At 45.5% G+C, this 12,624-nt stretch carries 11 protein-coding genes and 1 pseudogene; all 12 read right to left on the bottom strand.

Annotated features, from left to right (window positions below):
• Nucleotides 1-19: 19 nt before the first annotated feature.
• Nucleotides 20-1,438, bottom strand: a complete 1,419-nt coding sequence (gene sufB / locus G5B60_RS01780; RefSeq protein ID WP_164682303.1) for a Fe-S cluster assembly protein SufB — start codon at nucleotides 1,436-1,438, stop codon at nucleotides 20-22.
• A gap of 13 nt (nucleotides 1,439-1,451) precedes the next feature.
• On the bottom strand, nucleotides 1,452-1,889 hold the full coding sequence (gene sufU / locus G5B60_RS01775) for a Fe-S cluster assembly sulfur transfer protein SufU (RefSeq protein WP_164682302.1): 438 nt from the start codon (nucleotides 1,887-1,889) through the stop codon (nucleotides 1,452-1,454).
• On the bottom strand, nucleotides 1,876-3,105 hold the full coding sequence (locus G5B60_RS01770; RefSeq protein ID WP_164682301.1) for a cysteine desulfurase: 1,230 nt from the start codon (nucleotides 3,103-3,105) through the stop codon (nucleotides 1,876-1,878). Before G5B60_RS01770 ends, sufU begins: the two co-directional genes overlap by 14 nt.
• A 2-nt stretch (nucleotides 3,106-3,107) precedes the next feature.
• A complete protein-coding gene (sufD, locus tag G5B60_RS01765; RefSeq protein ID WP_164684089.1) occupies nucleotides 3,108-4,370 on the bottom strand; it encodes a Fe-S cluster assembly protein SufD in 1,263 nt (420 codons plus the stop codon).
• A gap of 40 nt (nucleotides 4,371-4,410) precedes the next feature.
• Nucleotides 4,411-5,181: a Fe-S cluster assembly ATPase SufC gene (sufC, locus tag G5B60_RS01760; RefSeq protein ID WP_115268248.1), complete on the bottom strand. Its 771-nt coding sequence runs from the start codon at nucleotides 5,179-5,181 to the stop codon at nucleotides 4,411-4,413.
• Nucleotides 5,182-5,331: 150 nt separating this feature from the next.
• Nucleotides 5,332-6,483: a glycosyltransferase family 4 protein gene (locus tag G5B60_RS01755; protein WP_164682300.1), complete on the bottom strand. Its 1,152-nt coding sequence runs from the start codon at nucleotides 6,481-6,483 to the stop codon at nucleotides 5,332-5,334.
• Between the two features lie 4 nt (nucleotides 6,484-6,487).
• On the bottom strand, nucleotides 6,488-7,231 hold the full coding sequence (gene mecA / locus G5B60_RS01750) for an adaptor protein MecA (RefSeq protein WP_164682299.1): 744 nt from the start codon (nucleotides 7,229-7,231) through the stop codon (nucleotides 6,488-6,490).
• Nucleotides 7,232-7,378: 147 nt separating this feature from the next.
• The gene (locus tag G5B60_RS01745) at nucleotides 7,379-8,221 is read right to left on the bottom strand and encodes an undecaprenyl-diphosphate phosphatase (RefSeq protein ID WP_164682298.1); all 843 of its coding nucleotides are present in this window, start codon (nucleotides 8,219-8,221) and stop codon (nucleotides 7,379-7,381) included.
• Between the two features lie 79 nt (nucleotides 8,222-8,300).
• On the bottom strand, nucleotides 8,301-10,199 hold the full coding sequence (locus G5B60_RS01740; protein ID WP_164682297.1) for a DUF2207 domain-containing protein: 1,899 nt from the start codon (nucleotides 10,197-10,199) through the stop codon (nucleotides 8,301-8,303).
• A 70-nt stretch (nucleotides 10,200-10,269) separates the two neighbouring features.
• Complete coding sequence (locus G5B60_RS01735; protein WP_164682296.1) at nucleotides 10,270-10,956, bottom strand: hypothetical protein; 687 nt, start codon at nucleotides 10,954-10,956, stop codon at nucleotides 10,270-10,272.
• Nucleotides 10,946-11,783 (bottom strand): annotated as a pseudogene (locus G5B60_RS01730) (ABC transporter ATP-binding protein). Before G5B60_RS01730 ends, G5B60_RS01735 begins: the two are co-directional and overlap by 11 nt.
• A gap of 119 nt (nucleotides 11,784-11,902) precedes the next feature.
• Nucleotides 11,903-12,619: a YebC/PmpR family DNA-binding transcriptional regulator gene (locus tag G5B60_RS01725; protein ID WP_164682295.1), complete on the bottom strand. Its 717-nt coding sequence runs from the start codon at nucleotides 12,617-12,619 to the stop codon at nucleotides 11,903-11,905.
• Nucleotides 12,620-12,624: the final 5 nt, after the last annotated feature.

Genomic DNA, 12,624 nt, shown 5'->3' with positions numbered 1-12,624 from the left:
TGTTTCCAATCTTTTTTTCTTATCCAACGGAACCTTCCATCTCGTAGGAGATGAGACGGTTGAGCTCAACGGCGTACTCCATTGGGAGTTCTTTTGTAAAGGGCTCGACAAATCCCATGACAATCATCTCGGTCGCTTCGCTCTCAGAAAGCCCACGGCTCATGAGATAGTAGAGCTGTTCTTCTGAAATTTTGGAGACCTTGGCTTCATGCTCAAGAGCCACTTGCGAGTTGTGAATTTCGTTAAATGGAATGGTGTCTGAAGCTGACAAGTCATCCATGATGATGGTGTCACACTCGATATGGCTGACGGATTTTTTCGAGTTCTTGGCAAAGGTCACCTGTCCACGATAGTCTACCTTACCGCCACCTTTTGCGATAGACTTAGAGACGATAGAGGAGCTTGTGTGTGGAGCGTTGTGAATCATCTTAGCCCCTGTGTCTTGGTGCTGTCCTTTATTGGCAAAGGCGATAGAGAGCATAGTCCCACGAGCACCCTCACCGTCTAGGTAGACAGATGGGTACTTCATGGTCGTCTTAGCGCCCAAGTTTCCATCAATCCACTCAACAGTAGCGTATTTCTTTGCTGTAGCACGCTTGGTGACAAGGTTGTAAACATTGTCAGACCAGTTTTGGATAGTGGTGTAGCGCATGTAAGCACCGTCTAGTGCAAAAATCTCAACGATAGCAGCATGCAAGCTGTTGCTTGAGTAGGTCGGTGCGGTACAGCCCTCGACATAGTGGACGCTAGCGCCCTCATCAACGATAATCAGGGTACGTTCAAACTGCCCTGTATTTTCGTTATTGATACGGAAATAAGTTTGCAAGGGAATGTCCACCTTGACACCCTTTGGCACATAGATAAAGGTACCTCCTGACCAGACAGCAGAGTTGAGCGCAGCCAGTTTATTGTCCGTTGGAGGAACGAGCTTCGCAAAATACTGCTTGAAAAGGTCTGGGTATTCCTTTAGAGCAGAGTCGGTATCGGTAAAGATGATACCTAGCTTTTCAAACTCGTCTTTCATGTTGTGGTAGACGACTTCTGACTCATACTGAGCAGAAGCTCCCGCTAGATAAGCACGCTCTGCCTCTGGAATACCGATACGCTCAAAGGTTTCCTTGATCTTGTCTGGCACTTCATCCCAAGAGCGAGCAGGCTTGTCAGACGGCTTTTGATAGTAGATGAGATCGTCAAAGTCAATCTCAGACAAGTCTGGTCCCCACTCTTGCATGGGCATTTTGTTGAAAACTTCTAGCGACTTGAGACGAAAATCAAGCATCCACTCTGGCTCGCCTTTAGCGCTTGAGAGCTCTCTTACAACGGCTTCACTAAGCCCTTTACCTGTAGAGTAGATAGGCTCGACATCGTCGTGAAAGCCAAATTTATATTCTCCTAAGTCGATGGGCTTAGGTTCTACTTTTTCATTTACTTCAGACATAGGTTTCTCTCTTTCATTTGTCATCTGTTCTCTCGATTGCTTTTTTGAGGGCATTCCAAGAGAGGGTCGCACATTTTATCCTTTGGGGAAATTTTGAAACACCTGCTAGATACTGGGCTTCTCCGAGTGCTTTTTGGCTGTCCTCTTTTTGTCCTTGAACCATTTTTGAAAAGCTATCTGCTAGGGCAAGCGCTTCTTCCTTGGTTTTTCCAATAACAGCGTCTGTCATCATGCTTGAAGAGGCTGTTGAGATGGTACAGCCATCTCCTGAGAAGGCAATATCTGAGATGACATCACCGTCAAACTGGACAGATAAGCTAATCACATCACCACAGGTGGGATTGTTGAGCACAAATTGCTCGACATCCTCAAGTGTCCCGTGATGGTGGGGATTTTTAGAGTGGTCAGCAACCACAGCCATATAAAGACTATCTAATCTAGAGAGTGCCATTGAAAAACTCCTTTGTTTTGATAATTGCCTCAATCAGCTTGTCACAGTCCTCTTTACTATTGTAGAGGTAAAAGCTTGCCCGCACAGCAGAGTTGAGCCCAAGGTGATTGATCAAAGGTTGTGCACAGTGGTGCCCTGCTCGCACAGCCACACCCTCGTAGTCAAGAGCTGTTGCGACATCATGCGGGTGAAGCCCGTCTAGATTAAAGGCAATGACACCGACATGCTTGTCTGCGTCCTTGGGTCCATAGACCGTAAGACCAGAAATAGCTTGCAGTTTTGGCAGAGTATAGCGCATTAGCTCACGCTCATGCTCATAGACACGCTCCATACCAATCGCTTCTAAATAATCAATAGCTGCACCAAGCCCGATAGCCCCAGCGATGTTTGGCGTTCCTGCTTCAAACTTCCACGGCAATTCTTTCCAAGTCGCCGTCTCCTCATAGACAAAGTCAATCATCTCACCGCCAAACTCAACAGGCGACATGCGCTCTAGGATTTCCTCCTTGCCATAAAGGACACCAATACCCGTTGGGGCTAACATCTTGTGCCCTGAAAAGGCGAGAAAGTCGCAGTCCAAATCACGCACATCCACTGGCATGTGGGGCACAGACTGCGCTCCGTCAACCACCATATAAGCACCCACAGCGTGCGCTCGCTCTGCGATTTCCTTGATCGGCGTCAATGCTCCTAGGACATTTGAGACATGAGCGAGACTGACAAACTTGGTCTTAGGAGATAGCTTGCTGTAAAGGTCGTCAAGATCGAGCTCACCGTCCTTTAGGTAAGCATAGACCAGCTTTGCACCGGTCTTTTGGCACGCTTGCTGCCAAGGAATGACATTGGAGTGGTGCTCCATGATAGAGATGAGCACCTCGTCTCCTGGCTGCAAGACCTCCTCAGCAAAGCGTCCGACCCAGTTGAGTCCTGTCGTTGTCCCTCGTGTAAAGAGGATTTCCTTGGTCGTTTTTGCTCCGATAAAGGCACGCACTTTCTCACGTGCCGCTTCATACTTACTAGTTGCACGCTCTGCTAGGGTGTGTACACCTCGGTGCACATTGGCATTGTCCTCTTGATAATAGCGCTCTAAGACGTCTAAAACTGCTTTTGGTTTTTGTGTGGTGGCAGCATTGTCCAGATAAACCAAAGGTTCATCATTGACGATTTGGTCTAAAATGGGAAAATCTGCTGCTTTTTTTGCGAGTTCTTCTGTCATGACTATCTCTTTTCCAGCTTGCTATCAACAACGTCAATCATCTCATCACGCACAGCTTTTATCGGAATCTCGGTGATAACCGTGCCTAAGAATCCACGAATGACCAGCTGTTCAGCTGTTTTTTGATCCAAGCCACGGCTCATGAGATAATACAAGTCCTCTGGATCCACCTGACCGATAGAGGCGGCGTGTCCAGCGGTGACATCATTTTCATCGATGAGAAGAATGGGATTGGCGTCGCTTCTTGCCTTGTCGGATAACATCAAGACACGGCTCTCCTGCTGAGCGTCGGCACCTTTTGCGCCTTTGATGATATGTCCGATACCGTTAAAGGTCAATGTCCCACGCTCTAGGATAACACCGTGCTGCAGGATATGCCCAACAGAGTTGCAACCGTAGTTGGTGACACGTGTGTCAATCCCTTGGACTTGACGTCCTGATGAGACAGCTACCACCTTGAGATTAGCGTGACTGCCGTCACCCATCAAGTCAGAGTCAAAGTCTGCGATGACATCTCCCTCATTCATCACACCGAGCGCCCAGTCAATAGTCGCATCACGTCCGTGACGCCCACGGCGGCTAATGTAGGTCGTCACATGCTCACCCAAACGGTCAATGGCTGAAAACTTGACCTGCGCACCGTCAGCAGCGATGACCTCAACACTGATATTAGCAGTCGCTTTTGTACTTCCTTGTCCGATACTTTCAAAGCGCTCAAGGTAGCTAACACTGCTGTTTTTTCCTACGATGACAAGGACGTGCTTGTTAAAAGGGGTATCGCTATCGCTGTCTTGGTAGAAAATCCCCTCAACAACTGTCTCCACTTCGACATTGTCTGGCACATATAGAACCGCTGCGCTGTTAAAATAAGCCGTGTGATAGGCTGCTAGCTTGTCCTCGTCGTAGCTGGCTGCGCTACCAAAAGCTGCCTCAATCACCTCTGGAATCTCATCAAGAGCGCTTGCTAGGTCTGTAAAGACGACGCCCTTTTCCACAAGCTCACTTGGCATTTGCTCAAGGATAGTCTGTGTCCCTACTTGCACCAGCTTTGGATTGTCCCCAAGTGCTGTAAAGTCAGGAACATTAGCTGAGAGTGGGCTGTCTGAGATGGTACCGTCTCCAAGGTTCCAGCGATGAAACTTAACACGCTCAATCTTTGGCAATGCCAACTCTTCTATCACATCATAAGCTTTTAGGCGGCGTTCTCTCAGCCAGTCAGGCTCTGCATGTGCCCTTGAGAAGTCTAAAATAGCTTCTTTTGTCATCATTTCCTCCTTCTAGTATGGTAAGTAGCAAGCGACGTGCTTACACTTCTTCTTTGTACTCAATGCCGAGTTCTTCTGCGATTTTAGCGTAGCCTTCTTTTTCAAGGCGAGCAGCTAGGTCAGCCCCACCAGAGAGAACGACACGTCCGTCCATCATGACATGCACCACGTCTGGTGTGATGTAGTTGAGCAAGCGCTGATAGTGAGTGATAATCATGGCACCAAAGCCTTCGCCACGCATAGCATTGACCCCTTTTGAGACGACCTTAAGAGCGTCAATATCAAGCCCAGAGTCAATCTCATCAAGCAGCGCAAACTTAGGCTCTAACATCAAGAGCTGTAAAATTTCGTTACGTTTTTTCTCACCACCTGAGAAGCCTTCGTTGAGGTAGCGCTCTGCCATTTCCTCTTTCATGCCAAGCAGCGCCATTTTTTCATCCAGCTTTGTGATAAAGTCAATGACTGAAATCTTGTCCTCATCTGCTTTTCCTGCATTCATAGCTGCACGGATAAACTCAGCATTAGTGATACCTGGGATTTCAGATGGGTATTGCATAGCAAGAAACAGACCTAGTCTTGCACGCTCATCCACTTCAAGCTCGAGAATATTTTCCCCGTCAAATAAAATCTCGCCTTCTGTGACTTCATAGTTTGGATTTCCCATGATAGCAGCTGACAAGGTAGACTTACCTGTCCCGTTTGGACCCATGATTGCTGCGATTTCACCTGTTTTCAAGGTCAAATTCAAGCCTTTTAAGATTTCCTTGTCTTCAATAGACACATGAAGATTTTTGATTTCAAGTACAGACATCTATGTTACTCCTTTTTCCATTATTACTAAGGGCAAATCTTGCTCTAGACTAAGTGTTTACAATGATTATTATAACAAAAAAGCGCTAGGCTTTCTATTTTGGCGTTTTGGATTTAAGAAAATGACTGAAAGAGTTTCAGTCATTTTTGTTTATTTACGGCGGTACTCGTCTTGTTTACGTTTGCGGTAAGCTTTATTGCCGATGAACTTAAAGGCATTAAAGAGAGGTGTGCGATTTTCACCCCAAATACCAAGCCCTTCGATAAAAATCTCAAGGGCAAATAAGAGCCCAAATATCAAAAGCACACCACCAAAGCGGCTAGAGACATTTAATAAGAGAGCAATCAAAGAAAAGATAAAGGCAATGGCATAAACCATCCAGACCGCACCTCTATGGCTAAAGCCCATCGAAAGGAGTCTGTGGTGCAGGTGCAATTTATCTGGCTCATAAAACTTTTGACCAGATAGCGTCCGTCTGATGATGGCAACAACCGTATCAAGGATAGGCACGCCAAGGATGATAACAGGTGTGACCACCGCAACGGCTGTTGAATTTTTCAAACCTTGTAGAGACAAAACCCCAATCATAAAGCCAATAAAAAGCGCTCCAGTATCTCCTAGATAGATACTTGCAGGATGATAATTGTAAGGGAAAAATCCTGCAATAGCCGCTACCATGACCAAGATAGTCAAGGTCAAAAACAAATCCGCCTTAGGCAGGAAAAAGTAGGACACAATAGCCATGGTCACAAGGCTAATGATAGACACCCCACTCACTAAGCCATCTAAACCATCAATGAGATTGATAGCATTGGTAATCGCAACAATCCACAAAATGGTCAAAAAGCAGGTCACAAGCGGATTAAAGTGGATGAGCGGTCCTCCAAAAGGAATCTTAAAACTGTCAAAGCGAAAATCTGTAAATGCCCAGACAATGGTCGCTGCAATGACAATCCCAAGGAGTTTAGGTAGAGGTTTTAGCTCAAAGATATCGTCTAAATAACCCGTCACCACAATCACCAAAGCCCCAATGACAACTGGTAAGATGTAAACCTGATAAGGCTCACGCCACCAAGGATAGGTGTAGTCCTTTGAGATTAACGGTAAAATCACCAAGGTAGCAATGACGAAGGTTAAAAAGATAGCTAAACCACCACCACTAGGCATATCCACCTTGTTGATGCGACGTGCATTGGGATGGTCTACTGCTCCTACTTTCAGTGAAAAACGTCTCACAAGTGGCGTTAGAATAGCTGAGAGGAGACAAGTCCCAAGGAGCACCAAAAAAAGATTTATTGTCATTGATTTATCCCATCTTAATCAACTGTAAACGGCTAATAGCGTCATCAACAATCAACTGCACACCGTGCTCTTGCAAGTAAGCACGTGTTTTCTTGGACTGACTGGCATGCTCAAGTAACCTTGCATACATGAGATTGGCATAGTAGCTCGGCTGGTCTTTGATGTCCAATAAAACCGTCATGTAGTAGCCATCTTGCTCCTTGTAGAGCTCAGACGCTTCTGTCTCAAAGTCCACAGCTTTTGAAAAGCTAATGGCATCTTCAAGTTTTGGAAAGAAGAAAACGTAATGCACATAGTCTGTTTCTGGCTCATCAAGCGTTTCTGGCTCACTAGTTGCCTCGCCCTCCAAGGCATCTTCCATCATCTGCTCGAGCTGTTCAAGCTTTTCATGCGCTTGCGTATCGCCTTTTGATTGCATGGTTTTCTCAAGCGTTTTGAAAAATTCCTCTGGTGACATCTGTGATACATCGCCAAAATCTGCTAGATCATCAAAGTTTAAGTCCTTGTCAATCTCAGACTTGGTCACAAAGACATCAATGCGGTCTTTTCGTGGAGTTACACGAAAACTAAGCATACCGCTGTTTTTAAAGTTATCTGGCAAGTCTAGCTCATCCATGACACTGTAGAAAAACTCCTCTGTCTTTTCCTGCGGCAAAAGAAAGTCCTTCAACTCCATGCCACGATCTGCTAAATCTTCCATACTGATTGTAATTTTCAGTGTTGTTTCACTAATTTGTTTCATTTCCATACTAATCTACCTCGTACGAGTCGTCTTGAGAAATCAACTGTTATCAATCTCTCGCTCTAATGTATTATACAGAAAAAGTCCGCTTTGTGCAATCCACAAGAAAAAAAGAGGCAAGGAAACAAGAAAACCTTGGCTCTTTTTAGTTTTTTAGGCTACTACCATTTTAAGGATTAGGTAGAGGATGATAAGTGTTCCTAGGATGATACGGTATTTCCCAAAAACGGTGAAATCGTGCTTTTTGACATAGCTTGTCAAGAAACGAATAGCGTACAAGCTGACGATAAAGGCTGTGATACTTGCAGCTAGTAAAATCAAGACTTGGTTGAAAGTCAGGTGATTGCCGTCAATGAAAAACTTGACCATTTTAAGACCACTGTAGCCAAACATGGTCGGAATGGCAAGGAAAAAGGTGAAGTCAGCAGCCACAGAACGACTAGTGCCTACGATAATCGCCCCTAAAATCGTAGCTCCTGAACGGCTGGTCCCAGGGATGATACTCAAAACCTGAAAACAGCCAATCCAAAAGGCTATCTTATAGGGCATACGAGCAAGTGACGTCACCTCTGGGACGACATCTTGATTGCGCTTTTCAATCCAGATAAAAGCAATCCCATAGACAATCAATGCAAGAGCAATGGTAAACAGCGATGTAAAGTGCTCTTCAAACCAATTGTCAAAGGGAACTGCAATCACAATGGATGGAATGCAGGCAATCACCACCTTGAGCCAGAGTTGCCAAGTCAGACGAATTTCCTTTGCTGACTTGCCGGGCTGAAAGGGATTGAGACGTTCAAAGTAAATGACCATAACCGCTAGAATGGCTCCCAGCTGGATAACGATATTGAACATCTCCATAAAGCTAGCCGATTGTTTGAGGTTGACGAACTCCTGCAGCAGTAACAAGTGCCCTGTACTTGATACTGGCAACCACTCCGTAATCCCCTCAACAATCCCAAAGAGGATAGCTTTCAATAATTCAAGCAGTAACATAATGTCTCCTTAGTTTTAGTGCTTTCATTATACCATATTGTCACAAGCACCGCCAATACGATTGACGGGCTCTTTTTGACTAGAAGGCGCCTCCGCCTCCACCGCCACCTCCGCCGGTAAAGCCACCAGAAACCCCAGTTCCTGAACTTGCTGGCAAACTAAAGCTTGAAGCGGACGCAACACCTGTGACGCTTGATATATAGTGGCTGGCTGATAAGGCAAAGGCATAGTTGAAATCTGAAAATGTAACAGTAACAAAATTGTCTGGCAAGTGCATACCATGCACACGCAGTGCCTTTTCGACCTTGTCAGCGTAGCCAAACAGAGTCGCATAGACCAAGATACGGTTCCAGACAACGATACTCTCGAGCTCTGCCCGCTCAAAGGTCTTGACCGCTAAGAGCATTTGCTTAAAGCTGTGCCATTGATAGAGCCTATAAGCGCCCTCTTTGGTCACTACACCTTTAGTCTGAAGCGGCTTCATCAAGTGGTACACAAGCCCCGCATAACCAAGCGCCAAGACCACTAAATAAGCATAAGCTGGCCAAAGCTGTGGCAGCGTCATCAAAATATAAGCAAAGAGGCAAAGACTAACTAAGCCAAAGCTAAAAGCCCAGATGTAGATGAGGTAGCTCGCTAGGGTCTCACGATTAGTCAAATCACGATAAGGCGAGTCAATGCCTTTAGCCACAAGCTCAGACTCAACATCCCTGTCAACAGCCGCTGTGCGCTCATTGAGCAAACGAGAAATAGAGCGTGAGCTTTTTTTCATCTCATCCTCCAGCTGACTGCCACTGTAGCGTTTTTCTAGGCGAGCTAGGGTCTTGTCATAGTCATAAGCATAGTCTGAAAAGAGAGCCTTAACCGTCTTGACCTCGGCGTCGCCAAAGGCAAGCGTGAGAAAGTCAAGCTCGGAATCCGTCGCACGCTCTAGCTTATCAAAGGAAAGCTCATGCCCATCATAGCTTAACACCTTGCGGTCAATCAAATCTAGTATGGTCGCTTGAGCAAGGTTGGTAAAGCTGATGTCACTGGAATTGCCGTTTTGGGCATCCTCAAGTGTCGTTGCATAGACACTATTTGCCACAAGCAATGGCGAGAGGTCTTCAGGCACCTCATAGAGCCTGTCATGCTTTTCAAAGCGAGCAAAGCGGTTAATACACCAGACAAAGACCACAAGAAAGATAAGACCCACAGCGCCTGCTATAAGGATAATCACTGGAATCTCTTTTCCAAAACGTGTCAACTTTTCTTGGTACTGCTTGACTAGCAGTTTCTCTTGCTTTAGGATAATGGTTTTACGCTTACTTGCAATCGGATGAGCCACACTTGTCAAGTAGCTCCTATCCCAATACCCATGCAACTCTAGCTTGTCATCAACATTTTTTCGTGTAAGAGTGTAGGTCTTATCGCTCAAGCTTGCCTGTAAACTTGGTGTAAACGCACCTAAATGCCCCCAGAGCTTGCTGTCTTTGACCACTTTGTCCGTTGAGACGCTAAACTTTACTTGCTCTAAAGGCACACTCCAGTCTGTAATCGGTAGCCACCTAAGCTCCGCAACGTCCTGATAAGCGTAGAGCATGTTCTTTAAATGCCAGCTCACTGTGACTGTGACCTTGTCGTCCTCATAGCCTTTATTGTAGATTTTGAGCTTGTAGCCAGCCGCCTCCTTTGTCAAGTCCCAGCGGAGTTTGGCAGACCTTTTCTTGCCATTTCTGACAATAACAGCAGACACTTTTGGTTCTTTATCAACACTAAAGCCTTCTGGCATTCTGCCTGTTCCTAGGGTGACAATTTGACCGTTATAGTCGGTATCAAACTGATAGCTGATTTGCTGCTTAAAGTCTGCGCTATTGTCCTGATGAATGCGCAACTCTCCCTTATAATCTGGAATACTATACTCCACATCATCTGCCAAAACACTAGGCATGATAAACAGCAACATAGCGCTCACTAAATAAACAATCCCTTTTTTCATGGCGCTCCTCCTTTTTCTTAATTATACCATAAAATTAAGACAAAAAAACAAGCTAAAAACAGCTTGTTGATTAGTGGGAACGGTTGAAGCGAGAGGCAAGTCCTAAAAGATAAAAAAGAAGGACGAGCCAAACCAGCAAGGCTATAAAGGAGGTGTCTGTTAGCTGGTAGCCAGTACTAGCATAGAGGTAGTTGCTGCTGGCGCCAAAAAAGCTAAAGGAAACGATTGTTTTGACCATATCATTTGTGAACATTAGCATGGGCAGGAAACTGCCTAGAGCCATAACCAGCATGCTGCACATGGCTGCCTGCACCTGCGTTTGACACACCAGCGCAATGACAAAGTTAATGGCAATATAAGCTAACGCCGTCAAAATGGTGACAAGGCTGTACACCAGCCAATTGGCAACAGGTCTTTGAAAAAGAAAGGGAAGAAGAATAAGCGACAAAACCGATAGGATGAGAGGATAGGCGATGACGGAGATAGCATAATCCAGCTGATGTACCCCTGTCAAAATCAAGGTTCTGATATTCTTTTTCTCCTTTTCCTCAGCGACTATCAGCGTCACAAAAGAACCTGCTGTCACGCTATAGACAAGCCCTGTCCCAAAAGACAGTAGCATGGCGTCAGCACTAGGACCTAAAAGCGACATCAAGTAAACATCTACAATCGGGCTCAACACCACCACTAAAAGCACTTTATTGGTCACAATGTACTGCCACTTTAACCACAATAAACTACGCATACTATTTGTCATCGAATCTCTCTCCTGTCACCTGAATGAAAACACTCTCAAGGGTTGGCTCTAAGCTATGAATGCTAGCGGCTTTCCCAAGATAAAGCCCGACATCTTCTTGAGGAACCAGCTTAACCTCACCAGAGAGCATGCGCACCTCCACTCTATCATCATCACGATAGCGATCTAAAATGTCACGAGGGCTGCCATACTCACAGATACGCCCACGGTGCACGGTGCAGCAGCGCCAGCTTATCACAGAGTCTTGTCGCTTCTTGCATATCATGAGTGGTTAAAAAAATTGTCATGCCACTTTCTTTAAGCTCAAGGAGCAGCTCATGCACCTTTTGAGACATGACAGGGTCTAAGCCTGACGTTGGCTCATCTAAAAAGACAATCTTTGGCTCATGTAAAATCGCTCGGATGAGAAACATGCGCTGCCGCATTCCTGTGGATAACTTCTCTGCTCTGGTCTTTCGACTCTCCCACAAGTCCAGACGTCTAAGCAAAGCCTCCAAGTGCTCCATTGGCACCTTATGAAAACGAGCAAAAAAAGCGAGGTTTTGATACAAGCTCATCTTTTCATAAAAACCAACCGTATCACTCATAATGCCTAAGTTGACCATATCATCTGCGACGAGCTTGCTCGACGCCTTTCCAAGCACAAGAGCTGTTCCGCTCTTAGGCGGCAGCTGACCTGTCAAAATATTGATGGTCGTTGTCTTTCCCGCACCAGACGGACCTAGAAAACCAAAAATCTCGCCCTCATCCACCTCAAAACTAATGTCCTCCAAAGCAGTCTTTTCATGAAAGCTGCACACCAGATGATTTACCTCTATAACAGTCATATTTCTAATCTCCACTCGTTATTGACTTAATATTCTGACAAAATTATACCACACGACAAGAGGTCTGTATAGGGTATCAAAAAACTCACTGCTTGATGTGGCAGTGAGTGCTTTGTTTTTTAGAAATCTGCAACGTTGTGGTAAACTTTTTGCACGTCGTCATCGGCTTCAAGGGCGTCGATGAGTTTTTCAAAAACTTCGAGGTCTTCGCCCTCAAGAGTGACCTCAGATTGTGGAATCATCTCAAGTTCAGTCACTTGGAACTCTTCGATACCATTAGCACGAAGAGCTTCAATTCCTTTGTGCAAGTCAGTTGGTGCTGTGTAGACAGTAATAACGCCGTCTTCTGCTTCAACGTCATCTACATCAACGTCTGCTTCAAGCAATTGCTCAAAGATACTGTCTGCGTCATCTCCAGCAAAGACGATAACGCCTTTTTTGTCAAAGAGGTAAGATACAGAGCCTGACGCTCCCATGTTACCGCCGTTTTTACCGTAGGCTGAACGCACGTTGGCAGCAGTACGGTTGACGTTTGAAGTGAGGGTATCTACGATAATCATTGAACCGTTTGGTCCAAAGCCCTCATAGCGCCCTTCAACAAAGGTTTCGTCTGTATTTCCTTTAGCCTTGTCAATGGCTTTATCAATAACGTGTTTTGGTACTTGCGCTTGCTTAGCACGCTCCAAAACAAACTTCAAAGCTGAGTTTGACTCTGGGTCTGGCTCACCTTTTTTGGCAGCAACATAGATTTCAACACCAAATTTAGCATAAATTTTTGAGTTTGCACCATCTTTGGCAGTTTTCTTGGCAACAATATTGGCCCATTTACGTCCCATTCTGG

It is taken from the genome of Streptococcus hyointestinalis (genome assembly GCF_011039275.1).
Lineage (GTDB): Bacteria > Bacillota > Bacilli > Lactobacillales > Streptococcaceae > Streptococcus > Streptococcus hyointestinalis_A.
Note: the sequence above shows the minus strand (reverse complement) of the source record. Positions and strands in the feature narration are given on the sequence as shown.